Source organism: Nonomuraea sp. NPDC005692, assembly GCF_040631115.1.
Classification (GTDB): Bacteria; Actinomycetota; Actinomycetes; order Streptosporangiales; family Streptosporangiaceae; genus Nonomuraea.
The window spans coordinates 632066-656899 of the sequence record NZ_JBEXYU010000002.1 but is presented as its reverse complement, the minus strand read 5'-3'; the positions used below and the strand labels follow the sequence as shown (position 1 = coordinate 656899).

Here is a 24834-nt window from a genome sequence, read left to right as displayed (position 1 = left end):
TCTCGGTCGGATTCATGATCTAGGCGACGCCGTCCGCGTGGGCGTTGATCAGCCGGGGGTACTCCTCCAGCCAGTTGCGGCCGCGTTCGTCCACGAACGAGCCCTGCGGCGGGATCACGCCGTGGGCCGCCAGCCACCGGCCGGGCGGCTGCTGCGAACGGCGGAGCACATTGCCGCTCGGCATGAGCTGCGGCGGGATCGGCGGCAGCCCGCCGGGGTCGTGGCCCATCTGGGCCTCGGCCTCCAGCTCGGAGATGTCCTTCTCCTCCGACATGCCGATCGGGCCGTGCCTGCGGGCGTTGAGGAACTGCCGCACCACCGGCTCGTCGCTGGACAGCAGCATCTCGCGCGGCCCGAACATGACCAGCTCGCGGCGGAACAGCAGCCCGATGTTGTCGGGGACCGTGCGGGCGGTGTTGATGTCGTGGGTGACGATCAGGAACGTGGCCTCGATGTCGGCGTTGATGTCGACGATCGTCTGGTTGAGGAAGGCGGTGCGGACCGGGTCGAGGCCGGAGTCGGGCTCGTCGAACAGGATGATCTCGGGGTCGAGCACCAGCGCCCTGGCCAGGCCGGCGCGTTTGCGCATGCCGCCGGAGATCTCGCCGGGCAGCTTGCCCTCGGCGCCGACCAGGCCGACCAGGTCGATCTTCGCCATCACGATCCGGCGGATCTCGGCCTCGGTCTTCCTGGTGTGCTCGCGCAGCGGGAAGGCGATGTTGTCGTAGAGGTTGAGCGAGCCGAACAGGGCGCCGTCCTGGAACAGCACGCCGAACAGCCGGCGCAGCTCGTAGAGCTTGCGCTCGGGGCAGCTCGCCAGGTCGTGGCCGTCGATCCAGATGTGGCCGCGGTCGGGACGCAGCAGGCCGACCAGCGCCTTGAGGAACACGGACTTGCCGGTGCCCGACGGGCCGAGCAGCACCGAGATCTCACCCGCGGGCAGCGTGAGCGAGACATCTTCCCAGATGACCTGCCGACCGAACGACTTGGTCAACCCCTCGACCACGACCTCGACGCCCACTGGCCACCTTCCCGATCACAGGGAGCACTCAGGGGATAACGTGCCGCACACTTTACTTCCAGGATGGACTCACGGTAGCGGCGTTCCGAGGAATTGGAACCGGTTCCAATAACTTGTTACCCGGCGGTTATGAGACGTCAGGTCCAGTAAGGGCGCGCAGGCTCGGGCGCAGCAGCCGGGCGATGTGGTCCGGCGGGGCGTCGCGCAGCTCGGGCAGTTCGAGCAGCTGGTGGCCGACGGTCACGCCGAGCAGGATCGTGGTCGTCAGGGCCGCGCGCAGGCGGGCGTCCTCGCCGGGGATCGCCGCGGCGAGCCGGTCGATCTGCCGGGCGAGCGCCTCGCGGGCCGCCGTGCCCGCCTCGGGGTGGGTGAGCATCGAACGCATCATCGCCAGCGAGCCCTGGGGCAGCTCGCCCATCTTCACGTCGAGGGTGCGGAGCAGGTGCTCGACCAGCTCCTCGGGGGTGGTGGCGGCCTCGGGGGCGGGCGTGGCGCGCACGGCGGCCCTGAAGAGCTCCTGCTTGTTGCCGAAGTACTGCATGACCAGGGCCGGATCCACCTCGGCGGACTTCGCGACCGCCCTGATGGTGGCGCGCTCGTAGCCGACTTCGGCGAACAGCGCCCTGGCCGCGTCGAGGATCCTTCCCTCGGTCCTGCGCCGCCGTTCGGCACGGGGAAGCACTCGCTCGCTCACGGTCCGACTCTACCTGTGTTGACCGTTCGCTCGGATTCGCTCTACGCTCGTTGAGTCAACGACCGTTGAGCGAGATGTGAGGGGTTGTGGTCATGACCGTCGAGGAGATCGTCGGCGCCTTCCACGGCGCGATGCTGCGCAAGTCGGCCGACGAACTGGCCGACCTGTACGCGAAGGACGGGAGGCACGAGTTCCCGTTCGGCGGGCTGCCGCCGTACGAGGGGCGGGAGGCGGTGCGGGCGGGCTACCGGGCGGCCTGGGGCGTCTCCCCCGCCGTGCCGCAGGAGGTGGAGCGGGTCGCGTTGCACCGTACGGACGATCCCGAGGTGGTGGTCGTCGAGCAGAACGCGCACGTCAAGGTGGGCGAGCGGGCGATCACCGTCCCGGGGCTGCTGATGTTGCGGATCAGGGGCGGCCGGATCGTCCACTGCAAGGACTTCATGGACGCGAGCGCCATCGCCAAGGTCCGGGAGGCGGCCCACGAAGCCGGGATCACTTCCGGGTGAGATCGAAGACGGTGATGCCGCCGACGGTCGTGGCGGTGAAGGTGTCCTGTACCCAGGCCGCGATCCGGGCCGCCTCGCCGCTGCCGCCGGTGCCGGGGCTGCCGAAGCCGCCCATGCCGGTGCCGATGAAGTAGTGGATCCGCCTTTGGGCGACGTGCTGCTTGAACCGGTCGAGGGTGGGGGCGGGGTCGGTGCCGTTGAAGCCGCCGACGGCCATCACGGGCAGGCCGGTGGCGAGCTGGTAACCGGCGGCGTTGTTCGAGCCGACGGTCGCCGCGGTCCAGGTGTAGCCGTCCTGCCTGAGCAGGGCGGTCAGCTCGGCCGGCGGCGTCCCCGCGTCCAGCAGGCCGCCGGCCCGCTCCGAGCGCTGGAAGCCACCGGGCCTCCCTCCGCCGCCACCGCGCCACCCGGGGCCGGCGCCCGGCGAGCCGGCGCCGGGCCCGCCGGGAACCGTGCCGGGCAGCCCGGGGCCGGTGCCCGCCTGGTCGCGGAAGGCACCGCCGGTGGTCGGGCCAGGTCGCCCTCCGAAGGCAGTGGCGGGGCCGGCCGTCGGGATCGCGCCGGTGTGCGGGGTCGCGGCGGTGTCCACCGCGTACGCCGCCGGCCCCGCCAGGCACGCCACCACGGCCACCAACCCCACCACGGCCCGGCGTGCGAACAACAACACCAGCGCCGCGCCCAGCCCGACAACCACCACGACCGGCCCCAGCCACGCGTTCCACCCCTCGGTACGGGACAGCAGCACGTACGCCCACACCACCGTCCCCGCCGCCACCATGGCGAGCAGCCGGTGCGCCCCGCGCTCCCAGGCCACGGCCGTCCCCATCCCGACCAGCACCGCGACGGCCGGTGCCAGGGCGACGGTGTAGTACGCGTGGAAGATCCCCTGCATCAGGCTGAACACCAGCCCGGTCACGACCAGCCAGCTCCCCCACACCCACACCGCGGCCCGCACCGGATCGGTCCTGGGCGCCCGCCGGGTGAGCCAGGTGACCGCGACCAGCAGCGCCAGCGCCGCGGGCAGCAGCCACGAGATCTGCCCGCCCGCCTCGCTGTCGAACAGCCGCAGCCAGCCGGCCTGCTGGTCCAGGTTCCCGAGGCCGCCGTAGTCGTCGCCGTTCAGCCGTCCGATGCCGTTGTAGCCGAGCGCCAGCTCCAGCACGCTGTCGGTCTGCGAGCCGCCGATGTAGGGCCGCTCCGACGCCGGCACCAGCGCCACGGCCACCAGCCACCACCCGGCCGCCACCGCCATCGCCGCCCCGGCCGCCAGGAGCTGCCACACCCGCCGCCGAAGGGCACCCGGCGCGGTGACGAGAAAGACCAGCGCGAACCCCGGGGCCACGAGGAACGCCTGCAACATCTTGACCAGGAACGCGAACCCGATCACCGCCCCCGCTCCCACGAGCCACCGCGTCGAGCCGTGTTCCCTGGCCCGCGTCACGCAGTACCCGGCGACGGTCAGCGACAACACCAGCAGGGCGTCGGGGTTGTTGAACCGGAACATCAGCACGGCCACGGGCGTGACCGCCATCGCGGCCCCGGCCAGCAGCGCCGCCCGGACGGGGAACAGCCGCCGCACGGTCGCGTACACCATGGCCACCGCGCCGACGCCCATGAGCGCCTGGGGCACGAGGAGGGCCCAGGAGTTCAGGCCGAAGATCCGTACGCTCAGCTCCATCGGCCAGAGCGAGGCGGGGGTCTTGTCGACGGTGATCGCGTTGGCGGCGTCGGACGACCCGAAGAAGAACGCCTTCCAGCTCTGGCTCCCGGCCTGCACGGCCGCCGAGTAGTAGGAGTTGGCCCACCCCGACGCCCCGAGCCCCCACACGTAGAGGACTCCGGCGCCGAGGAGCAGCACGGCCGACGCCATCCGGGATCTCGCTTCGCTCAGCACACCTGCACGCTAGGCAGGCCCGTTGGCCGGGCGATGAGACGCGGATGAGAATCGCGTGAGCCGTCCCGTTACATGCGAAAAGAGGCGGCCACACCCGGCACCAGGGTGTGTCCGCCTCTTCCGAAGAGCTGTGTGAAGTGGGAAGTTACTTCACGGTCACGGTGGCGCCGGCGCCCTCGAGGGCAGCCTTGGCCTTCTCCGCCTGCTCCTTGTTGACCTTGCCGTCGAAGACCGGCTTGGGAGCGCCGTCCACCAGGTCCTTGGCCTCCTTGAGGCCCAGGGACGTGAGGGCGCGGATCTCCTTGATGACCTGGATCTTCTTGTCGCCGGCGGCCTCGAGGATGACGTCGAACTCGTCCTGCTCCTCAACGGCGGCGGCCTCGCCACCGCCACCGGCGGCGGGGGCGGCGGCAACCGCGACGGGGGCGGCGGCCTTGACGTCGAAGACCTCTTCGAAGTTCTTCACGAACTCGGACAGCTCGAGGAGGGTCATCTCCTTGAACGCGTCGAGCAGCTCGTCGTTGCTGAGCTTCGCCATGATGCTTTTCCTTACGTTTAGGACTTGCAGAAAACTAGGAACGGGACCGCGGAAGTTGCGGCAACCCCCGTGTTACTCGCCCGCTTCTTCGCGCTTGGCACGAAGGGCGTCGGCCAGCTGAGCCATCTGCGTGGGCAGCGCGGCGAAAACCGCGGCGGCAGCGCTCTGCTTCGCCTTGAGGGCACCGGCGAGCTTAGCGAGGAGGACCTCGCGGGACTCGAGGTCGGCGAGCTTGGTGATCTCGGTGGCGTCGAGCGTCTTACCGTCGAGCACACCACCCTTGATCACCAGAAGGGGATTGGCCTTGGCGAAGTCACGCAGACCCTTGGCCGCCTCGACAACGTCGCCGTTGACGAAGGCGATCGCGGTCGGGCCCGTGAGCAGGTCGTCGGGGAACGACAGACCGGCTTCGTTGGCCGCGATCTTGGTCAGGGTGTTCTTCGCCACGGCGAACTTCGCATTCTCACCAAGAGCAACGCGCAGCTGCTTGAGCTGAGCGACGGTGAGACCGCGGTACTCGGTCAGAACGGCGGCGCTGCTGCCTTCGAACTCGCTCTTGAGCTCGGCAACGGCTGTCGCCTTATCCGCCCTCGCCATGGGCCTCCTTCCAGGTGTGCCGCCGGCGAAGGGCCCTGGAAATGAGAACAGCCCCGGGCGCAGGGGCGCACGGGGCTCACATATGGAACTGCACCATATGGGAAACTCGCATCACACCTGCGCGGGCCGTCCACAGAACGTGGATCCTTCGGTCGCCAGGACTGATGCACCTGACGACGACCGGCGGTCTTCGGCAACGACCAGAGTACGTGCTGGTCGCCGAGTTTCCAAATCGGTTCTCAGTTGACGGTCGTCTTCGGCAGCTCACCGACCTGGTCCGCGGGCGGGGCCTCGACCTTCACGGGCTCGTTGAAGCCCTTGAAGAGCAGCGTGGCGTCCAGCGTCGCGCCCTCCTTGGAGCCGTTCAGGGTGAGCTTGCGGGGCAGGCCGTCGCCGGCCACCCAGATGTCGAACTTGACGTCCTTGAGCTCGGCGAGGTTCGTCCTGGCCTGCTGCTGCTTGTCGGCGGGCAGCTGGCCGACGGCGGCGTCCACGGGGAACGTGCCGCTGTAGTGGGTGGTGTCCGCGCCGTTGACGCTCTCGGTGCCGACCTGCTTCACGTCCTTGGAGACGGTGACCAGCTTGGTCACGTTGGCGAGGTCGAACTGCTGGATCTGGCTGAGGTACTGGTTGACCTGGTTCTGGTCGCCCACTTCGTTGAGCGCGACCTTGATCCACGGCTTGGTCGCGCCGACGAGCTGCTTGAGCGCCTCGACCTTCACGTAGACGGTGTCACCCTGGAGGACGGCGCGCACGCCGCCCGGCAGGTTCCGGCCGCCCATGTCGACGGTGTCGAGGGTCAGGTCGACGGCGAGCTGGGGCTTGCTCTGGTAGAGCATGCGTCCCTGCACCTTGCCGTTGCCTTCTTGGGGGTGCGTGACGTTCGCGACGGCGTCCACCGTGTAGCTGGTGACCTCTGCGGTCTTCTGCGCGGCCTGCGCGAGCACCTCTGAGGCGGCCAGGTTGACCTGGATGGGCTGCACGTTCGTACCGCACCCGGCGACCGTGGCCGCGATGAGAGCAGCTCCGGCCGCGGCGGTGGCGAGACTTATCCTGCGCTTCAGCATGTTTTGACCCTACGGTTGGCTTGTCCCGTCGTGGCGACTTCCCCGCATAATTCGGGGAAAACCCAGGGTTCTCCCCGACAAGCTGTGCACGATTTCTGCACAACCCCGCTCACCTGGAGAGATCATCCACGCCGGAAATCCCGGACGAAACGGTTCCGACCCGGCGCTCGAAGGCACCCGGACGAACCGAAAGGCCCCCGCCTGAGACAGGCGGGGGCCTTTCGAAGAACGTGCAGCCGTTACGCGTCGAGCTCGGCGGTCAGGCCACGGGTGAGGTTGGGGTCGACGGGGACGCCGGGGCCCATGGTGGTGGAGAAGGTGACCTTCTTCAGGTAACGCCCCTTGGCCGCCGACGGCTTGAGACGCAGCACCTCGTCAAGGGCGGCGGCGTAGTTCTCGATGAGCTGACGCTCGGGGAACGACGTCTTGCCGATGATGAAGTGCAGGTTCGCCTGCCGGTCGGTGCGGAACTCGATCTTGCCGCCCTTGATCTCCGTCACGGCCTTGGCGACGTCGGGCGTCACGGTGCCGGTCTTGGGGTTGGGCATGAGACCGCGCGGGCCGAGCACGCGGCCCAGACGGCCGACCTTGCCCATGAGGTCGGGGGTGGCGACCACGGCGTCGAACTCGTTGAGCCGGTTGCCCTTGGCGATCTCGTCGATCAGCTCGTCGGCGCCGACGATGTCGGCGCCCGCCTCGCGGGCTGCCTCGGCACGGTCACCGGTCGCGAAGACCAGGACCCGGGCGGTCTTACCGGTGCCGTGCGGGAGGTTGACCGTGCCGCGCACGATCTGGTCGGCCTTGCGAGGGTCGACACCCAGCCGCAGCGCCACTTCCACGGTGGCGTCGAACTTGGTGGTCGACGTCTCCTTGGCCAGCTTCGCGGCGTCGGCGGGCGTGTAGAGCTTGTCGCGGTCGACCTTGGCCGCCGCGTCCTTGTGCGCCTTGCTGCGCTTCATGTCTGTCTCCTTGTGGTACGCGGGCCGGGACCCGGCCCTCCCACGGATCTGGGAAAGGTCTTAGTCGGCGATCGTGATGCCCATCGACCGGGCGGTGCCGGCGATGATCTTCTCAGCAGCCTCGACGTCGTTGGCGTTGAGGTCGGGCATCTTGGTCTCGGCGATGCTGCGCAGCTGCTCGCGCGTCAGCCTGCCGACCTTCTCCTTGTGGGGGACGGCGCTGCCCTTGTCGAGACCCAGGGCCTTCTTGATCAGCTCAGGCGCCGGGGGCGTCTTCGTGATGAAGGTGAAGCTGCGGTCTTCGAAAATGGTGATCTCAACGGGGATGATGTTGCCCCGCTGGGCCTCCGTCGCAGCGTTGTACTGCTTGACGAAGTCCATGATGTTGACGCCGTGGGGACCGAGGGCGGTACCGACCGGCGGAGCGGGCGTGGCCTGGCCAGCGGGGAGCTGGACCTTGACGAGCGCCGCGATCTTCTTCTTCGGAGGCATGAGTCCTTCTCCGGGTCCTGATCGTGATGCTGTCCGGACGCGGATGCGCCCGGACATGTCGGAAGGCCACCCTTCGCGAAAGGCGGCCGACCGAACGTCTAAGTGTAGGTGATCGTCTTAGATCTTCGAGACCTGGTTGAACGAGAGCTCGACCGGGGTCTCACGACCGAAGATCGAGACGAGCACCTTGAGCTTCTGCGACTCGGGGCTGATCTCGCTGACCGAGGCGGGCAGGGTGGCGAAGGGGCCGTCCATGACCGTGACGGACTCGCCGATCTCGAACTCGACCGTGGGGCCGCTGGCCGCCTTGGTGGTGGCCTTCTTGCTCTCCTCGGTCGGCTCGGGCGCCAGCAGCTTGGCGACCTCGTCGAGGCTGAGCGGGGACGGCTTGTTGGACAGGCCGACGAAACCGGTCACGCCGGGCGTGTTGCGCACGGCGGCCCAGGACTCGTCGGTCAGCTCCATGCGCACCAGGACGTAGCCGGGCAGCACGCGCTCCTTGACCGGGACCTTCTTGCCGCTCTTGAACTCCTGGACGGTGTGCGTGGGCACCTCGACCTGGTAGATGTAGTCCTCCATGTTGAGCGACACGTTGCGGCTCTCGATGTTGGACTTCACGCGGTTCTCGTAGCCGGCGTAGGAGTGGATCACGTACCACTCGCCGGGGAGCCCGCGCAGGGAGCTCTTGAACTCCTCGACCGGGTCGACGTCGGGCAGGATCTCGGCCTCCGCGTCGGCGGGGGCCTCCTCCGACTCCTCGACCTCGTCGGTCTCGTCGGCCTCCTGGAGAGCCGCCTCGACGCCTTCGTCGCGAGCCTCACCCAGCTCGTCGCCCCATTCGTCGGTGGCCTCTCCCAGCTCGTCGTCGCCCCGCTCGTCGCGGGGTTCCTCGGCCGGAACAGAAGACTCGGACACGTGACCTTTCCTCATTTCCTCGAATCGAATGGTGTCGCCGTCAGCCGACACCACACGGTGTCGAGCTAGGCGGGATCACTCCCCGCCGAAGACGCGGAGGACGGCCCAGCCCAGAGCGGCGTCGAGCCCATAAACGATCGCCACCATGATCAGAACGAATACCAGAACGACCGTGGTGTAGGTGATGAGATCCTTGCGTGTCGGCCAGATGACCTTGCGGAGCTCGTTGACGACCTGCCGGTAGAAAAGGGCAGGTGAAGTGCGTGTCTTCTTTTCGCCACTGGGCTTGCCTGCGGTCTCGCCGCGCGTGTCGATCGCCACAGTCCTCACCTGAATCTGTCGTATCCAACGCAGTTTTGCGGCGCGCTTACACGCCATTATTGCGCGGACCGCACTCGCAGGGCACGAGGGACTCGAACCCCCAACCGCCGGTTTTGGAGACCGGTGCGCTACCAATTGCGCCAGTGCCCTATGTCGTCAACCACACTACCCTGATTGACTCACTGCCTGGACCGAACCGCTCGCCGACATGCGGCGGAAGGACCAGGCGAAAGCATACGGGGGATTGCCCGGTACGTCGAACCCAAACCTGATCGCCCAGGTCACGCCCGCGTGGGAGCATGGGAGGCATGTCCACGCGACCCCGTATCTCCGCAAGAATCTCCGCGATTTCCGAGTCCGCCACGCTCGCGGTGGACGCCAAGGCCAAGGCGATGAAGGCGGCCGGCCGCCCGGTCATCGGCTTCGGCGCCGGCGAGCCCGACTTCCCGACGCCCGGCTACATCGTCGAGGCGGCGGTCGAGGCGGCCCGCGACCCGCGCAACCACAAGTACACGCCGGCGGGCGGCCTTCCCGAGCTGAAGCAGGCCATCGCCGACAAGACGCGGCGCGACTCCGGCTACTCCGTCGAGCCGTCCCAGGTGCTCGTCACCAACGGCGGCAAGCAGGCCGTCTACGAGGCGTTCGCCACGCTGCTCGACCCGGGCGACGAGGTCGTCGTCGTCGCCCCCTACTGGACGACCTACCCCGAGGCGATCAAGCTGGCCGGGGGCGTGCAGGTCGACGTGGTGACCGACGAGTCCACGGGCTACCTGGCGAGCGTCGAGCAGCTCGAGGCGGCCCGTACCGAACGCACGAAGGTGCTGCTGTTCGTCTCGCCGTCCAACCCGACGGGCGCGGTCTACTCGCGTGAGGAGACCGTGGCGATCGGCCGGTGGGCGGCCGAGCACGGGCTGTGGGTGGTCACCGACGAGATCTACGAGCACCTGGTCTACGGCGGCGCCGAGTTCACCAGCATCGCCACGGCCGTGCCCGAGCTGGGCGACCGGGTCGTGATCCTCAACGGCGTGGCCAAGACGTACGCGATGACCGGCTGGCGGGTGGGCTGGCTGATCGGCCCGTCCGACGTGGTCAAGGCCGCCTCCAACCTGCAGTCGCACGCCACCTCCAACGTGGCCAACGTGTCCCAGCGGGCCGCGCTGGCCGCGGTGTCCGGCGACCTGTCGGCCGTGGCCGAGATGCGGTCGGCCTTCGACCGGCGGCGCCAGACCATGGTGCGGATGCTCAACGAGATCCCGGGCGTGTTCTGCCCGGAGCCGAAGGGGGCGTTCTACGCGTACCCGTCGGTCAAGGAGCTGCTGGGCAAGGAGCTGCGCGGCCGGCGGCCCGGGTCGTCGGCGGAGCTGGCCGAGCTGATCCTGGAGGAGGCCGAGGTGGCGGTCGTGCCGGGCGAGGCGTTCGGCACCCCCGGCTACTTCCGGCTGTCCTACGCCCTCGGTGACGACGATCTGGTCGAGGGCGTCAGCCGGATGGCCAAGCTGCTGTCCGAGGCTCACTGAGCGGTTCACGGGGCGCCCTGCCGGCCTTCCTGGGTCCGGCGGGGCGCCTTCGCCGGTTCAGGAGGCGGCGTGCCTGACGGCGGCGGCGGTCTGGCGTAGCTGGGCGGTCATGCCGGGCGTGGCGGCGAGGTAGACGGCCGTGCCGGGGCTCTCCAGCCACATGAAGTTGCGCAGGCCGTCGCGGCTCGTCCAGCGCAGCGCGGGCTTGCCGCGGTAGGCGGTCAGGGTCGACCGGGCCACCAGCGTGGCGAACTGCTCGGCCGTCCGCACGCCGCACACCACGCCCACCCGCAGTTGCTCGTCCTCGTCGTCGCGCCACATCACGCCCCTGACCGTGAGCCGCCTGGCGAGCGCGGCCAGGCGGCCGAAGGTGCCGGCGCGGGCCAGCGGCGGGGGCGCGCCGGGGATCTCCAGCCTGGTCGATCCGCAGGCCAGCGTGACGGGTTCCACGGTCGCCGGCTCGCTCGCCGACGGCGGCGGCGGGGTGGTGCTGGGCGGTCGCGGCGTGTCGCCGCCGCACCCGCCCGTGCCTGCGGCCAGCGCGAACGTGATGAACACCGCTGCCGGGCGCCGCATCGTCCCCCCATGACTCGTGGGATCAACCAGGGAAAAGGCTCCTAGTCTCCTACAGGAGCACGGGCCGAGGCGGCAATAGGCAGCAGTTCGCCGCCGAGGGAGTCGCTCACCCGGATCCAGGCGCCCGTGCCGGGGCGTTCCAGCCAGGCGATCACCCTGCCGCCGCCCGGATGCGCGCCGACGACCGCGGGCCGGCCCCGGATCGTGGTCTCGCGGGGGTCCAGCACGCCGGCGTGCGCGCGGTAGGTGTCCCAGTCGGCGGCCACGGTACCGTGCTCGACCTGGGCCTCCACGTAGCGCTTCGTGGTGCCGTACCGGGCCCGGGCGCCGTCGGGGGCGACCGGGCCGCCGCCGCTGCGGCGCAGGCCGCGTGGCAGGTAGGTGAGCCAGAGGTCGTCGGAGACGACCGCGAGCGGGGGCTCGGGCCGCGCCGCCGCCGCGCCGGGCCGGGGCGGCGCCTTCAGGGGCGGCGCGGGCACGTACGCCGAACCCGCCGAAGGCGGGTGCGGACGGCCGAAACCCGAGTGGAACAGGGCGTAGATGGCGAGAGCGGTCACCGCGAACGCCAGGCCGGCGAGCAGCGCGCGCCGGCCCTGCCCCGCGACGCCCGCACCCTCAGGGATCATGGACGGTTGATCCCCCGATCCGGGCGATCTCTACCGTGCCGATGCCGGTCCCGCAGCCTTCGGCGACATGCGAATCCGCACCTGGGGCCAGTGGCAAAATATGGAAATGCACCGGCCCCTGCACACGCTGCCCAAAGCCCATCTCCACCTGCACTTCACCGGCTCCATGCGGCACTCGACGCTGATCGAGCTGGCCAGGGAGCAGGGGCTGCACCTGCCCGACGCGCTGGAGCAGGACTGGCCGCCGCGGCTGCGGGCCACCGACGAGCGCGGCTGGTTCAGGTTCCAGCGGCTGTACGACATCGCCAGGTCCGTGCTGAGCCGTCCCGAGCACGTCTACCGGCTGCTGCGCGAGACGGCCGAGGACGAGGCGGCGGCCGGTTCCCGGTGGCTGGAGATCCAGGTGGACCCGTCCGGGTTCGCCGCGCGGTTCGGCGGGCTCACGGCCACGCTGGAGCTGATGCTCGACGCGGCGCGGCAGGCCGCCGAGCACGCCGGGGTGCACATGCCGGTGATCGTGGCGGCCAACAGGACCAGGCATCCGCTCGACGCGAACACCCTGGCCAGGCTCGCCACCCAGTACGCCGACCAGGGTGTGGTGGGCTTCGGCCTGTCCAACGACGAACGGCGCGGCGCGGCGCGCGACTTCGAGCGGGCCTTCCGCATCGCCAAGCGCGGCGGCCTGCTGGCCGTGCCCCACGGCGGCGAGCTGCTCGGGCCGCGCAGCGTGAGCCAGTGCATCGACGACCTGGGCGCCGACCGGGTCGGGCACGGCGTGCGGGCGGCCGAGGACCCGTGGCTGATGCAGCGGCTGGCCGACCGGCAGATCTGCTGCGAGGTGTGCCCGACGTCCAACGTGGGGCTGGGCGTGGCCGAGCGGGCGGCGGACGTGCCGCTGCGGCGGCTGTTCGACGCCGGGGTGCCGATCGCGCTGGGCGCCGACGACCCGTTGTTGTTCGGCACCCGGCTGCTGCGCCAGTACGAGCTGGCCAGGGAGGTCTACGAGTTCTCCGACGCCGAGATCGCCGAGCTGGCCCGGCAGTCGATCCGGTCCTCGACCGCGCCGGAGCCGGTGCGCAAGGAGCTGCTCAAGGGCGTGGACGACTGGCTGACCGGCTCAGCGGAGTGACTCGGCGATCCGCACCGCCCGTTCCTTGGCGCCGGCGCCCTCCAGGCGGTAGGTGAGCGCGTCCCGCTGCCAGACGAGGGTGGGGGCGGCCTGGCGCAGGGGGATCTCGGTGCCGTCCTGGCGGCGGATGTAGCCGAGCGGGTGCGCGCCGGGGATCCACCAGGCCGTGGTCCCGGCCATCTCGACGTAGTCGGGCCAGGGCGGGCCGAGCTTCTTGAAGAAGAACGGGTCCACGCCGCCCTGGAACTGGTCGAGCCGGACGCCGTCCGGCCAGAACATCGACACGAGCCGGCCCTGGTCGGCGATGGTGGCGCGGTCAGGGGGGCCGAGCTCGGACGGTGTTCTGACCTGGAACCTCACCAGGCCGGGCAGGTCGTCCGGGTCCACCGGGTGCTCGCCGGGGAGGTTCGCGGTGGTCCGTACCGGGGTGGGCGGTGTGTCGCCGAGCTGCAGTTCGACGCCGGCGAGGCGGAGGATCCGGGCCACGGCGGCGCGGCCCTGGGGGGTGGCGGCCGTCACGGCGACGACGGCCAGCACGACGGCCGCCACGATCCGCCACCGCGCCCGCCGCGCCCGCCGCCGCCCATGCTTCTGAGGCTGGGGCTCCAGGCGGGCGCGCACGGCGGCGGCGACGTCGTCCGGCGGCGGGGACGGGGTGTCGAGGAGGGGGCCGAGGGCGGTCAGCTCGGCTTCCAGGTCGTCGAAGGGGTCATGCGAGTTCACCGCCCACCTCCTCCCTCAGCCGGGCCAGCCCCCGATGGGTGCTGGACTTGACGGTACCGACCGGCCAGCCGAGCACCTGGGCCGTCTCCGCCTCCGACAGTTGCAGGAAGTACCGGCACACGACCGCCTGGCGTTCCCGCTCGGGCAGGCCGCGTACGGCCGCCAGCAGCCGGGCCCGCCGGTCGGTGGCGACGGCCGCGCCAGCCGGGTCGTCAGGGGCGACGGGGCCGGCGGGGTCGGCGGCGGTGAGCCGTACGGCGAGGTCGGAGCGGCGCCCGCGGGCCCGGGTCAGGTTGTGCGTCTCGTTGGCCACGATCCGCAACAACCAGGGACGGAAGGGCGCGTCCCGCCGGAACCCGGACAGATGTCGGAAAGCTTTGACGAACGCCTCCTGCACGACGTCCTCGGCCTCGTCGCCAGCTCCGAGCATGGCGGCGGTGCGATGGGCGAGCGCGCTGTACCTGGCGACCAGGACCTCGTAGGCCCCCAGGTCACCGTCCAGCGAGCGGGTGATCGCCTCGTCGTCGTCCATGGCGTGTCAGATTCCATCGCATCCGCCCGCGCCCGGGGAAGGGTGTTTCACGCATCAGGTCATCCTCAGGGGCATTAGACTCGTGCAATCCGTCTGCCCCTCAAAGGAACGGGACTATGTCTTCTGGGTATGACCGTGTAGTGCAACCGGCGGCCGGTGACGAGGCCCTGGAGAACCACCTGGGTGGGGACGAGGCCAAGAACTATCGGCAGTACGAGTTCGACATGGTCGCCCCGCACGTCGGCCGTTCGATGCTGGAGATCGGCTCCGGGCTGGGCCACTTCGCCGAGCAGTTCCTGCCGCGGCTCGACCGCCTGGTCGTCAGCGACTTCGACCCCTACTGCGTCGAGCAGCTGGAGAAGCGCTTCGAGGGCCGCGACGACATCGACGTCCTGCAGTTCGGCCTGCCGACCGAGATCCCGCTGAAGGACAAGGTCGACACCGTCGTCATGATGAACGTGCTGGAGCACATCGAGGACGACGCCGAGGCGCTGCGCTCGCTGGCCCGCGTCACGCTGCCCGGCGGCCGGATCATCATCTGGGTGCCCGGCTACATGCAGCTTTACGGAGACTTCGACCGCAAGGTCGGCCACGTCCAGCGCTACACGCCCAAGACCCTGCGCGCCACGGTGGCCAAGGCGGGGCTCGACGTCGACGTGCTCAAGCCGATCAACTTCCTGGGCGGCATCGCCTGGTGGGCGGCGGTCCGGCGGGGCGGCGTGGGCTACCCCGACCCGCGTCTGGTCAAGATCTACGACCGCACGGTGGTCCCGGCCACGCGGCTGATCGAGCGGTTCATCACCCCGCCGTTCGGCCAGACGGTGTTCTGCGTGGCCCGCGTCCCGCAGAAGTGAGCCCCCGGAAGTGAGCCCGGCCGCCACCCGGTGGGTTGGTGGCGGCCGGACGTTTTCTACTTGATCGAGCCGGCGGTCAGTCCGCCGACGACCTTCCGCTCGATCAGCGCGAACAGGATGATCACCGGGATGGTGGCGATCACCGAGCCCGCGAAGAGGTTCTGCCAGTCCACCTGGTACTGGCCGATGAACGAGTTGAGCGCGACCGTGAGCGGCTGGTTGGCCGGGGTCGTGGTCAGGGTCAGGGCGACCACGAACTCGTTCCACGCCGCGATGAACGTGAAGATCAGCGCGGTGATCACGCCCGGCATGGCCAGCGGCAGCGTGATCCGGAACAGCGCGCCGAAGCGGCCGTTGCCGTCGATGAAGGCGGCCTCCTCCAGCTCACGCGGGATCGAGGCGAAGTAGGCGTTCAGGATCCACACCGCGAACGCCAGGTTGAACCCGCCGTTGACCAGGATCAGCGACCAGATCGAGTCCACCAGGCCGAACTGGTAGAACTCGCGGTAGATGCCGACGAGCATGGCCGTGGGCTGGAACATCTGGGTGATCAGCACCAGGATCAGGAACGCCGTGCGCCCCCGGAACTTGTGCCGGGCCGAGTAGTACGCGGCCGGCAGCGCCACGAGCAGCACCAGGATCGTCGAGCCGCCGGCGACCTTGAGCGTCACCCACAGGTTCCCGGCCAGGCCGCTGGTCCAGAAGTTGGCGAGGTTCGACCACACCCACTCGTCGGGCCAGAACGTCACCTCGCGCAGCGAGTCCTGCGACCGCAGCGAGGTCAGCAGCATGACGAGGTACGGGAACAGGAAGACGAACGCGACGATGTAGGCCGCGGCCGCCACGATCACGGTCTTGAGCCGGGGCATGCGGCGCTGCGCCCGCCCGCGGTGGCCGGGGTGGTGGCGCGTACCGGTCTTGGACATGGTCTGCACGGCCATCACGCCACCTCCTTGTTCCAGCGCGACACCTTCAGGAAGAGCGCGGTCAGCACGATGACCATGCCGAAGTTCACGACGGACATCGCGGCCGACTCACCGATGTTCGAGTTCTTGAGGATGAACATGAGGATGGTCGAGGTGGCCGTCGAGTAGCCCGGCTGGCCGTGGGTCATCGCCCAGATGATCGGGAAGCTGTTGAAGACGTTCATGACGTTGATCAGCGCGGCGACGGTGAGCGCGGGGCGCAGCAGCGGCAGCGTGATCGACCAGTACGTCCGGAACTTGGTGGCGCCGTCCATCTTGGCCGCCTCGTAGACGTCGGCGGGGATGGTCGCGAGCCCGGCCAGCAACGCGTACGTCGTGAACGGCACCGAGACGAAGACCGCCACGAACACCAGCCACGGCATCGCGCTGGAGGCGTCACCGAGCTGGTCGGCGGAGGCGCCGCCCATCGCGTCGATGAGCCCCAGCTTCACCCTGATCTGGTTGATCACGCCGACCTCGGGGTCGAGCATCCACTTGAAGATGATCGCCGTCATCAGCACCGAGGCCGCCCAGGGCGCGATGAGCGCCCAGCGGGCGATCTTGCGGCCGGGGAAGCGCTGGTTGAACAGCTGGGCGAGGGCGAGCGAGATCAGCACGGTGAGCGCGACGACCGCGACCACCCAGATCACGCTGCGGATCATGATGTCGGCGAAGTCCTTCTCGCCGAACAGCTTCGTGTAGTTGGCCGGGAAGTTGTTTCCCTGGACCACTCCGAACCGGCTGATCTTGAGGAACGACGACCGGATCATCTCGATCACGGGCCAGAGCACGACCAGCGCGATCAGCACCACGGCCGGCCCGATCCAGGCCAGGGGTTCGAGGGCGCGCAACCTTCTCATGAGGAACCTTCCATGACGGTGGAGCCGGCGCGGGGACGCGACCCGCGCGCCGGCTCCACAGACCCCCGCTGGATCAGCTGGCTTCGGCGGTCTTCTGCAGCTCGCCGAGGACCTTGGCCGGGTCGTCCTTGACGGCGCCGCCGATGGTCTGCTTGATCGCCGGGTTCACCTCGGCCCACTTCGGGTCCTGGAACGGGTAGAAGCTGGCGTTGGGCAGCGCGTCGAGGAACGGCTTGAGCTTCTCGTCACCCGACAGCTTCTGGATGCCGCCGTTGGTGACGGGCAGCAGCTTGTAGGTGTCGGAGATCTTCTGCGCCGCGTTGCCGGTGTAGAAGAAGTCGAAGAACTTCTTGATCTCGGCGGCGTGGCCGTTCTTGTTGAACGCCATGATCCAGTCCATGACGCCGAGGGTGGTGTCGAGCGGGCCGGACTTGCCGGGGATCGCCGCGACGCCGTAGTTCTTCAGGCCGGCCGCGTCGAAGATCGGGATGGACATGGGTCCGCCGTTGACCATGCCGACCTTGCCCGCGCCGAAGTCCTCCCAGACCGTCTTGCGGTCCTTGGTGCCCGGGTTCGGGCTGGTGAGGCCGGCGTCGACCAGGCCCTTCATGTAGGTGAAGGTCTCGACGTTCTGCGGGGAGTTGATGGCCCACTTGCCGGAGGCGTCCTTGTAGCCGCCGCCGTTGCCCAGCATCCACAGGAACGACTCGCCCTGGGCCTCCTCCTGGCCCAGCGGGAGGCCGAACGGCTGGCTCACGCCGGCCTTCTTCAGCTTCTCGGCGGCGGCCTTGAGCTCGTCCCAGGTCTTGGGCGGCTCGGCGATGCCGGCCTTGGTGAACAGGTCCTTGTTGTAGAACAGCGCGCGGGCGGAGGAGACGAACGGGATGCCGTAGCCGGTGCCGTCCACCTTGCCGAAGTCGGCGAACTTCTGCAGCATGTCGCCGGAGACGTTCGGGGACAGGACCTCGTCGACCTTGTAGAGCAGGCCGTCCTTGACGAAGCCGGAGTAGTCGCCGGTCTGCAGGATGTCGGGCACCTGGCCGTTCTGGACCATGGTGGCGACCTGCTTGTCGATGTCGTTCCAGTTGATGACCTGGACGTCGACCTTGATATTGGGGTTGGCCGCCTGGAACTCGTCCACGACGCCCTTCCAGAACGTCTCGCCCGAGTTCGGCTTGCCGGGGCCGTCGCCGTAGTCGGCGGCGACCATCTTGAGGGTGACCTGGCCGCCGCCCGAGGCCTGGGTGTTGTTCCCGTCGCCACCCGAACCGCCGTCGGAGCCGCAGCTGGACAGGACCAGCATCGTGGCAAGGCCGAGAGCGGCGCCGCCCACAAGCTTCATGTTCACTGGTGATACCGCCTTCTCGTCGGACGGGTCGCTGGTCCGTACCAGCCACCTGACCCCGTCCAAAGGGATGAGGGGTGCGAGAGCCACAGCTCAACGCGTTTGCGCCAGAGTAAGCCCGTGTTCAGCAGCCGGTCTATACCGGCTGGTATCGGTTTGAAAACACTAAGGGCAGAAAAAGCTCACAACCGGTCTAGACCGGGCGTCACAGGATCTTTCTCCGCACGTTCTCGCCGCCGTCCGGCGTCCCGATCCACGGCCCCTCGATGGACGGGTCGAGGATGCCCTCCTCCAGGAACTCGTAGCGGCCGTCGAGCACGTACCGGGCCAGGCGCACGTCCTGCTCGTCGCTGTTGTCCCAGAGCTCGTCGAACAGCGTGCGGACGCGGCGCCGGGCCTGGTGGCAGAAGGTGTCGGCCAGCTCGTACGGCCGGCGTCCGAGGTCGTCGGCGTCCTCCTCGGCCTTCAGGCAGACGGCCGTCATGGCGAACAGCTCGGCCCCGATGTCGACGATCCGCCCGAGGAAGGACTGCTTGTGCTCCAGCCTCCCCTGCCACCGGGACATGCCGTAGAAGGTGGACCGGGCCAGCTTCCTACTGGTCCGCTCCACGAAGCGCAGGTGCTGGGCCAGCGGGCCGAAGGCGGTGTAACCCGTGGGCAGGCTGCCCGAGCCGGCCACCAGGGTCGGCAGCCACCCGGCGTAGAAGCGGCTCGCCCGGCCGAGCGCGCGGGCGCGTTCCTGGGGGGACGCCTCGGGGTTGATCAGCTCGCCGGCCGCGGTCAGGTGCGCGTCCACGGCTTCGCGGGTGATCATCAGGTGCATGATCTCGGAGGAGCCCTCGAAGATGCGGTTGATGCGGGCGTCGCGCAGCATCTGCTCGGCGGGCACGCCACGCTCGCCGCGGGCGGCCAGCGACTCGGCGGTCTCGTAACCGCGGCCGCCCCTGATCTGGACCAGTTCGTCCAGCGCCCGGTACGACAGCTCGGTGGCGTACAGCTTGGCGAGGGCGGCCTCGATCCTGATGTCGTTGCTCCGGTCGTCGGCCAGGCGGGCGGTGAGCTCGCTGACGGCCTCCAGCGCGTACGCGGTGGCCGCGATGAAGGCGATCTTGGTCGCCACGGCCTCGTGCCGGCCCACCTTGCGACCCCACTGCTCGCGGGCGTTGCCCCACTCGCGGGCGATCTTCACGGCCCACTTGACGCTGCCCGCGCAGGTCGCCGGGAGGGACAGGCGGCCGGTGTTCAGGGTGGTGAGCGCGATCCGCAGCCCTTGGCCCTCCTTCCCGATCAGGTTCCTGGCGGGCACCCTGACCTGGGAGAACTCGGTGACGCCGTTCTCGATGCCGCGCAGGCCCATGAAGCTGTTGCGGCGCCTGACCGTGATGCCCGGACTGTTCCCCTCGACCACGAACGCGCTGATCTTCTCGCCGGTCCTGGCCATGACCACGAGCAGGTCGGCGACGACGCCGTTCGTCGTCCAGAGCTTGACGCCGTTCAGCACGTAGTCGTCGCCGTCGCGCACGGCGGTCGTGGACAGCCGGGCGGGGTCGGAGCCCACGTCCGGCTCTGTGAGCAGGAAGGCCGAGATCTCGCCGGCCGCGCACCGGGGCAGGAACTCCCGCTTCTGCTCCTCGGTGCCGAACTGCTTGAGCGGCTGCGGCACGCCGATCGACTGGTGCGCCGACAGCAGCGTGGCCAGGGCGGGGCAGTAGGAGCCGACCAGCGTGAGGGCCCGGCAGTAGTACAGGTAGGGCAGGCCGAGGCCGCCGTACTCCGTGCCGATCGTGATGCCGAACGCCCCGAGGTCGGCCAGGCCCTTGACCACCTCGTCGGGCACCTGCGCGGTGCGCTCGATGAGGGCCGGGTCGACGTGGGTCTCCAGGTAGCGCCGTACCGCCCGGACGAACTCCTCGCCCCGCTCGGCGGCCTCGGCCGGCGGCCTGGGCGCCGGATGCACCAGGTCCAGCCGGAGATCGCCGAGGAACAGCTGCTTGGCGAAGCTGGGCCGCGTCCATTCGCGCTCCCTGGCCTGCTCGCCGACCTGCCTGCTCTCCGCGTACGTGGTCTGCTCACTCATGGCACCCTCCCGACGGTGCGCCGTCATGTGCTGGGAGTACTGCCCGCCTGACGGCTTTAAGCACGCCCAGCGCGACGACGGCCAGCACGGCCGGCACCGCCAGGAAGGCCCCGCAGCAGGCCAGCGCGACCGCCGACATCCCGGTCGCCACGACGGCGGTGATTCGCAGCCGCCCGGCGGGCAGCACCCGCACCGCCGACGCCACGCCCGCCGCCGTGACGGCCGCCAGGCACGCCGAGGTGGCCCGCATCAGCAGGTCCAGGTCCACCGCCCACACCACGACCGGCACCGTCAGCACGGCCAGCGCCCCGAGGCTCCGGTACGGCCCGCGTCCCCCGGTGAGCCAGGCGGGCATGGCCCCGTCCCTGGCCAGCGCCACCCCCAGCCGCGCCGCCCCCGCCAGGTACGTGTTGACCGCCCCGAACGTCAGCAGCACCGCCAGCACCCCGGTCACCGGCCGGGCCACTCCCCCGAGGCCGGCCTCCAGCAGCGCGCTCAGCGGCACGCCCGTCATGTCCGCGCCGAGCACGCCGATCGAGGTGATGCTGACGCCCAGGTACAACACGCCGACCACGACGAGGGTGACCACGGTGGCCCTGGTCAGCCCGCGCCTCCCGGCGACGAACTCGGCCGACAGGTGGCTGGCCGCCTCCCAGCCCACGAAGGCGAACATGAGCACCCCGGCCGCCCCGGCCACCCCGGCGAGCCCGTACGGGGCGAAGGGGGTGAAGCGGTCGAGGTCGGCCCGCGGGGCGGCGGTGACGACGGCGACCGCCAGCAGGGCGACGAGCAGCGCGACGGAGGCGAGCTGCAACCGCCCGGAGGTACGCAGCCCGGCGGCGTTGGCGGCGAACGCCGCGGCCAGGATCAGCACGCCGGCCAGGGTGCCGTCCACGCCCAGGCACGCCTCGACGTACCGGCCGCCCACCAGCGCGCCCGCCACGGTCCCGACCGGCACGGCCCCGTAGAACCACCAGCCGACCACGGCGGCGGCCCGCGGCCCGAAGGCCAGCCCCGCGAAGCTCGCCACCCCGCCCCCGTCGGGATGCCGGACGCCGAGCGCCGCGAACGTCAGCGCCACCGGCACGCTCAGCGCGAGCAGCCCCGCCCAGGCCAGCACGGAGGCCGGCCCCGCCGCCGCGGCGGCGAGCTGCGGCAGCACCAGCATCCCCGGCCCCAGCACCGCGCCCACCAGCAACGCCGCGCCCTGCCCCGCACCCATCCGGCCTTGTTCAGTCATGCCCGCGAAAGTAGCCCGATCGTTCGGACCTACCCCCGCTCCACCGAACGTTCGATCGGAGAAAGGTGCAGAATCGCGTCATGGACGAACTTGATTCGGCGATCATCCGCCTGCTCCAAACGGATGCGCGGCAGTCCAACCGGGAGCTGGCCCGCCGGCTCGGCATCGCCCCCTCGACCTGCCTGGAACGGGTCAGGGCGCTCACCCGGCGCGGCGTGATCCGCGGCTACCACGCCGACATCGACCCCGCCGCGCTCAACCGGAGCACGCAGGCGATGGTCTCGGTCCAGGTCCGCCCGCTGAGCCGGGCCGTGATCAACGCGTTCAAGCAGTCGGCCGCCGAGCTGCCCGAGGTGCTGAGCGTGTTCGTGCTGGCCGGCGGCGACGACTTCCTGCTGCACGTCGCGGTCCAGGACCTCGACCACCTCCACTCCTTCCTGCTCGACCGGCTCAGCAAGCGCAAGGAGATCGTCGGCTTCCGCACCTCGGTGATCTTCCAGCAGGTGCACGACGCGGTGCCCGAACGGCTGCCGTCCCCCACGGAGACCTGACTTTCGTCGGGGGTGCCACTAGACCGTCGGCAGATTCGGCGGTGGGGGCGTTCTCCGTACGTTTGCCTGCATGAGCTTGAAGATCGCCCTCGCCGGGCTGGCCGCGGCCCTGACCCTCGCCCCCGCTTCCGCCCCGGCCCTTGCCTCCGCTCCCGTCGAGCCGACCCCCGCCGCCGTGGACTCCTACCTGCGCGAGGCGCTGGAGGCCACCGGCGTGCCCGGTCTGTCCGTCGTGGTGACCCGTGGCGACAAGGTCGTGCACGCCGCCGGGTACGGCAAGGACTCCGAAGGGCGACCGATCACCGCGGCCACGCCGATGCGGGTGGCCTCGGTGAGCAAGTCGTTCACCGCGCTGGCCGTGATGACCCTGGTGGAGCAGGGGAAGATCGCGCTGGACGAGCCGGTGGCCGGGCAGCTTCCCGGTTTCCGGATGGCGGACCCACGCCACGCCAGGATCACCGTGCGCCAGTTGCTGAACCAGACCTCCGGGCTGTCCGACAGCTCGCTGGACATCGGCGATCTGGAGTCCGCAAGCTCGCTGGCCGACTACACCGCCCGCCTGGCCGGGGGCCGCCTGGCCGCCGACCCGGGCAGCCGGTACGCCTACTGCAACGTCAACTACGACCTGGCCGCCCGCCTGGTCGAGACAGCGAGCGGCCGCCCCTTCGACGCCTACATGAAGGACCGCGTCTTCGGCCCGCTCGGCATGACCGGCAGCGCCGTGAGCGCCCAGGTCGTCCGGCCGGCGGACGGTTCCGTCTCGGTCTACGGCATATGGCTGCCCCGGCCGGAGGCGTCCGGCTTCCTGGACGGCAGCGGCTCGGGCGCGGTCATCACCAATGCCGCGGACATGGGCAAGTGGCTGATCGCCCAGAACGGCGCCGGCCGCCCGCTGGTCAAGAAGCAGAGCCTGGAGACCATGCACAAGCCCGGCCTGCACGGCTACGGCATGGGCTGGAGCCTGGAGGAGGAGTCCGGCCTGCTCGTGCACTCCGGCAACCTGTTCACCTACAACGCCGTCGAGGCCGTCTCGCCGAAGACCGGCTACGGCTTCGCCGTCATGACCAACGGCGCCTCGCTCTACGACCCCACCTACGACATCATGCGGGGCCTGGCCGCGATGAGCGAGGGCCGTGCGCCGGCGGCCCTGGGCGGCGACCGGCAGCTCTACGACCTGGTGCTGGGCCTGCTCGCCGTCGTGGCGGCCGGCCTCGGGGTCATGGGCGTGCTGCGGGCGCGGCGGTGGGCGTCCCGGCGGTCGGGGAAGCCGTGGTGGCGGATCGCCCTTCGGCTGGTGCCGGTGCTGCTGCCGGTCCTGCTGTTCGCGTTCTACCCGAACTGGGTCTCCGTGCTGCTCAACGGCCGGTACGTGACCTGGGAGCAGCTCACCTACTTCCCGGCGTCGTTGTCGCTCACCCTGCTCGCCGCGGCTGTCGCCGGGCTCTTGACCGCCGTGGTCCGAATTTGTGTACTGTGTAAGCTTACCAAGTAAGCAAATTCGAGGAGAACCCGATGATCGCGGTCGCCGTCACCGTCCCGCTCGTGTGGCTCGCCTGGCTCGTCGTCACCGACTGGGTGCCCATGTTCCCGCTCAACGACCTCAGCGGCGCGAACGTCAGGGGGCGGGCCCTGGCCGCCGCGATCAACTACCCGTTCCCGCTGCTCATCGCGGCCGGCAACGGGCTGCACCGCACGTGGTCGCTCATCGGCGCGACCGTCCTGTGCGTCCTGGTCATGGCCGGGCACGTACGGAGCTGGTGGCTGCCCTACTTCGGGACGGCCACGGCCGAGCAGCGCGAGCTCTACCAGCGCGAGTACAGCCGCACCTGGAAGGTCCTGCCGACCGCGGGCCACGCCGTGGTCATCGACGTCCAGCACATGGTGGTGGGCGTGCTGTCCCTGCTCATGCTGGCGACCACGATCGTCGTTACGCTGACCGCATGACTCAGGCACCCAGGCGGGCGGGCCGGCCGGCCGTGCTCACCGTCGAGCGCATCGTGGCCGCGGCCGTCGGCATCCTCGACGCCGAGGGCCCCGACGCGCTGACCATGCGCCGCCTGGGCGCCGACCTCGGAGTGGCCGCCATGTCGCTCTACCGCCACGTGCCCAACCGGGACGCGCTCGTGTCCCTGGTCGTCGACCGGCTGTTCACCGAGGCCATGTCCGGCTACACGCCGGTCCCCGACTGGCCGCGGGCGCTGACCGGGTTCGCCGTGGCCTACCGCCGCTTCCTGCTCGCCCACCCGCGCGCCGTCCCGCTGCTGGCCACCCACCCGGTGGACCTACGGCGCGGCGCCGAGCTGATCTCCGGCCTGCTGGCCCGCTTCGAGGCGGCGGGGGTGCCCACCGGCGACACCGTCAACGCGGTGCAGTCGGTGGGCGTCTACGTGCTCGGCCACGCCCTGGCCCAGGTCGGCTCGACCGCCGAGACCCACGACGCGGACGCTCTGCGCTTCTACGACCAGTGGTTCGACGCGGGCCTGCGAGCCATGGTGTCGGGCTTCGAGCAGCAGCTCGCGGCGGCCGAATAATTCAGTTGCCCGGCGTTACGGACACGCCGTAGCTTGTCGGTCATGCGCCTTTACCTGTGACAGCAGCCACCTCAGTCCATCGTCCGACAGACGCGGCCACGCTGTGCTCGTCGACGCCCGGCCCGTACCGAGCCGCGTCCTGAGTTCGCGTAAAGGAGCTTCGCATGCGAGTTCGCTCAGCCAAGAAGAAGACCGCCACGCCCGTGCCGCCCCGGCAACTGCCCAAGATGCCGCAGCGCCCGGTCGTGCCGCCCCGGCGGATCATCCCGCCCAAGGGCCGCTAGACAACTACCGGGATGGTAGT

The 24834-nt window shown here is 70.1% G+C and carries 27 protein-coding genes and 1 tRNA gene; 8 read left to right on the top strand and 20 right to left on the bottom strand.

Annotated elements, in window-relative coordinates; genetic code table 11:
• Positions 1-19 precede the first annotated feature (19 nt).
• Positions 20-1021 carry an ABC transporter ATP-binding protein gene (locus tag ABZ459_RS08200; protein WP_357967407.1) on the bottom strand — a complete coding sequence of 334 codons (1002 nt, stop codon included), beginning with the start codon at positions 1019-1021 and terminating at the stop codon, positions 20-22.
• 127 nt (positions 1022-1148) lie between these two features.
• The gene (locus ABZ459_RS08195) at positions 1149-1715 is read right to left on the bottom strand and encodes a TetR family transcriptional regulator (protein ID WP_357967404.1); all 567 of its coding nucleotides are present in this window, start codon (positions 1713-1715) and stop codon (positions 1149-1151) included.
• 92 nt (positions 1716-1807) lie between these two features.
• Here ABZ459_RS08195 and ABZ459_RS08190 point away from each other — a divergent pair, with 92 nt between their 5' ends.
• Positions 1808-2221, top strand: a complete 414-nt coding sequence (locus tag ABZ459_RS08190; RefSeq protein ID WP_357967401.1) for a nuclear transport factor 2 family protein — start codon at positions 1808-1810, stop codon at positions 2219-2221.
• On the opposite strand, the gene ABZ459_RS08185 is transcribed toward ABZ459_RS08190, so the two are convergent.
• The 9 genes from ABZ459_RS08185 to ABZ459_RS08145 all read right to left on the bottom strand — a co-directional run bounded on the left by ABZ459_RS08185 (position 2208) and on the right by ABZ459_RS08145 (position 9154).
• Positions 2208-4115 (bottom strand): glycosyltransferase family 39 protein, encoded by a 1908-nt coding sequence (locus ABZ459_RS08185; RefSeq protein WP_357967398.1) that lies wholly within the window; start codon positions 4113-4115, stop codon positions 2208-2210. The two genes, ABZ459_RS08190 and ABZ459_RS08185, sit on opposite strands and share 14 nt — an antisense overlap.
• 145 nt (positions 4116-4260) lie before the next feature.
• Positions 4261-4653 (bottom strand): 50S ribosomal protein L7/L12, encoded by a 393-nt coding sequence (rplL, locus tag ABZ459_RS08180; RefSeq protein ID WP_357967396.1) that lies wholly within the window; start codon positions 4651-4653, stop codon positions 4261-4263.
• A 72-nt stretch (positions 4654-4725) separates the two neighbouring features.
• Entirely contained in the window at positions 4726-5250 is a 525-nt protein-coding gene (gene rplJ / locus ABZ459_RS08175) for a 50S ribosomal protein L10 (RefSeq protein WP_125642941.1), read from the bottom strand.
• A gap of 239 nt (positions 5251-5489) precedes the next feature.
• The gene (locus ABZ459_RS08170) at positions 5490-6317 is read right to left on the bottom strand and encodes a DUF1396 domain-containing protein (RefSeq protein ID WP_357967394.1); all 828 of its coding nucleotides are present in this window, start codon (positions 6315-6317) and stop codon (positions 5490-5492) included.
• A gap of 239 nt (positions 6318-6556) precedes the next feature.
• Complete coding sequence (gene rplA / locus ABZ459_RS08165) at positions 6557-7276, bottom strand: 50S ribosomal protein L1 (protein WP_352325431.1); 720 nt, start codon at positions 7274-7276, stop codon at positions 6557-6559.
• A 60-nt stretch (positions 7277-7336) separates the two neighbouring features.
• Positions 7337-7768, bottom strand: coding sequence for a 50S ribosomal protein L11 (rplK, locus tag ABZ459_RS08160; protein ID WP_357967458.1), 432 nt, complete (start codon positions 7766-7768; stop codon positions 7337-7339).
• Between the two features lie 117 nt (positions 7769-7885).
• Positions 7886-8683 carry a transcription termination/antitermination protein NusG gene (nusG, locus tag ABZ459_RS08155; RefSeq protein WP_357967391.1) on the bottom strand — a complete coding sequence of 266 codons (798 nt, stop codon included), beginning with the start codon at positions 8681-8683 and terminating at the stop codon, positions 7886-7888.
• A 75-nt stretch (positions 8684-8758) separates the two neighbouring features.
• Positions 8759-9004 carry a preprotein translocase subunit SecE gene (secE, locus tag ABZ459_RS08150; RefSeq protein WP_125642950.1) on the bottom strand — a complete coding sequence of 82 codons (246 nt, stop codon included), beginning with the start codon at positions 9002-9004 and terminating at the stop codon, positions 8759-8761.
• 77 nt (positions 9005-9081) lie between these two features.
• Positions 9082-9154, bottom strand: a tRNA-Trp gene (locus ABZ459_RS08145).
• A 158-nt stretch (positions 9155-9312) separates the two neighbouring features.
• Between ABZ459_RS08145 and ABZ459_RS08140 the strand changes: the two genes are divergently transcribed.
• Entirely contained in the window at positions 9313-10521 is a 1209-nt protein-coding gene (locus ABZ459_RS08140; protein ID WP_357967389.1) for a pyridoxal phosphate-dependent aminotransferase, read from the top strand.
• A 57-nt stretch (positions 10522-10578) separates the two neighbouring features.
• Here the strand turns inward: ABZ459_RS08140 and ABZ459_RS08135 are convergent, their stop codons facing one another.
• Together ABZ459_RS08135 and ABZ459_RS08130 are read right to left on the bottom strand one after the other, a co-directional pair.
• Positions 10579-11097 (bottom strand): hypothetical protein, encoded by a 519-nt coding sequence (locus tag ABZ459_RS08135; protein ID WP_357967387.1) that lies wholly within the window; start codon positions 11095-11097, stop codon positions 10579-10581.
• A gap of 41 nt (positions 11098-11138) precedes the next feature.
• Entirely contained in the window at positions 11139-11723 is a 585-nt protein-coding gene (locus tag ABZ459_RS08130) for a hypothetical protein (protein ID WP_357967384.1), read from the bottom strand.
• A gap of 106 nt (positions 11724-11829) precedes the next feature.
• Between ABZ459_RS08130 and ABZ459_RS08125 the strand changes: the two genes are divergently transcribed.
• Positions 11830-12852 (top strand): adenosine deaminase, encoded by a 1023-nt coding sequence (locus ABZ459_RS08125; protein ID WP_357967382.1) that lies wholly within the window; start codon positions 11830-11832, stop codon positions 12850-12852.
• Here ABZ459_RS08125 and ABZ459_RS08120 read toward each other — a convergent pair.
• A complete protein-coding gene (locus tag ABZ459_RS08120) occupies positions 12841-13575 on the bottom strand; it encodes a hypothetical protein (protein WP_357967379.1) in 735 nt (244 codons plus the stop codon). The genes ABZ459_RS08125 and ABZ459_RS08120 overlap by 12 nt on opposite strands.
• Positions 13562-14107, bottom strand: a complete 546-nt coding sequence (locus ABZ459_RS08115) for an RNA polymerase sigma factor (protein WP_357967376.1) — start codon at positions 14105-14107, stop codon at positions 13562-13564. Before ABZ459_RS08115 ends, ABZ459_RS08120 begins: the two co-directional genes overlap by 14 nt.
• Before the next feature lie 116 nt (positions 14108-14223).
• Between ABZ459_RS08115 and ABZ459_RS08110 the strand changes: the two genes are divergently transcribed.
• Complete coding sequence (locus ABZ459_RS08110; protein WP_357967373.1) at positions 14224-14961, top strand: methyltransferase domain-containing protein; 738 nt, start codon at positions 14224-14226, stop codon at positions 14959-14961.
• Between the two features lie 56 nt (positions 14962-15017).
• Here the strand turns inward: ABZ459_RS08110 and ABZ459_RS08105 are convergent, their stop codons facing one another.
• The 5 genes from ABZ459_RS08105 to ABZ459_RS08085 all read right to left on the bottom strand — a co-directional run bounded on the left by ABZ459_RS08105 (position 15018) and on the right by ABZ459_RS08085 (position 21448).
• Positions 15018-15902 carry a carbohydrate ABC transporter permease gene (locus tag ABZ459_RS08105; protein ID WP_357967370.1) on the bottom strand — a complete coding sequence of 295 codons (885 nt, stop codon included), beginning with the start codon at positions 15900-15902 and terminating at the stop codon, positions 15018-15020.
• A complete protein-coding gene (locus ABZ459_RS08100) occupies positions 15902-16786 on the bottom strand; it encodes a sugar ABC transporter permease (protein ID WP_357967367.1) in 885 nt (294 codons plus the stop codon). Before ABZ459_RS08100 ends, ABZ459_RS08105 begins: the two co-directional genes overlap by 1 nt.
• A 73-nt stretch (positions 16787-16859) precedes the next feature.
• Positions 16860-18128, bottom strand: coding sequence for an extracellular solute-binding protein (locus ABZ459_RS08095; RefSeq protein WP_357967364.1), 1269 nt, complete (start codon positions 18126-18128; stop codon positions 16860-16862).
• A gap of 208 nt (positions 18129-18336) precedes the next feature.
• Complete coding sequence (locus ABZ459_RS08090; protein WP_357967363.1) at positions 18337-20208, bottom strand: acyl-CoA dehydrogenase family protein; 1872 nt, start codon at positions 20206-20208, stop codon at positions 18337-18339.
• Entirely contained in the window at positions 20201-21448 is a 1248-nt protein-coding gene (locus ABZ459_RS08085; RefSeq protein WP_357967360.1) for an amino acid permease, read from the bottom strand. Before ABZ459_RS08085 ends, ABZ459_RS08090 begins: the two co-directional genes overlap by 8 nt.
• Before the next feature lie 80 nt (positions 21449-21528).
• Between ABZ459_RS08085 and ABZ459_RS08080 the strand changes: the two genes are divergently transcribed.
• From ABZ459_RS08080 to ABZ459_RS08065, 4 genes are all read left to right on the top strand, one after another.
• Complete coding sequence (locus ABZ459_RS08080) at positions 21529-21999, top strand: Lrp/AsnC family transcriptional regulator (protein ID WP_357967358.1); 471 nt, start codon at positions 21529-21531, stop codon at positions 21997-21999.
• Between the two features lie 70 nt (positions 22000-22069).
• Entirely contained in the window at positions 22070-23491 is a 1422-nt protein-coding gene (locus tag ABZ459_RS08075; protein ID WP_357967355.1) for a serine hydrolase domain-containing protein, read from the top strand.
• Between the two features lie 20 nt (positions 23492-23511).
• Entirely contained in the window at positions 23512-23943 is a 432-nt protein-coding gene (locus ABZ459_RS08070) for a hypothetical protein (RefSeq protein ID WP_357967352.1), read from the top strand.
• Positions 23940-24530 carry a TetR/AcrR family transcriptional regulator C-terminal domain-containing protein gene (locus ABZ459_RS08065; protein ID WP_357967349.1) on the top strand — a complete coding sequence of 197 codons (591 nt, stop codon included), beginning with the start codon at positions 23940-23942 and terminating at the stop codon, positions 24528-24530. The genes ABZ459_RS08070 and ABZ459_RS08065 overlap by 4 nt, the downstream gene beginning before the upstream one ends.
• Positions 24531-24834: the final 304 nt, after the last annotated feature.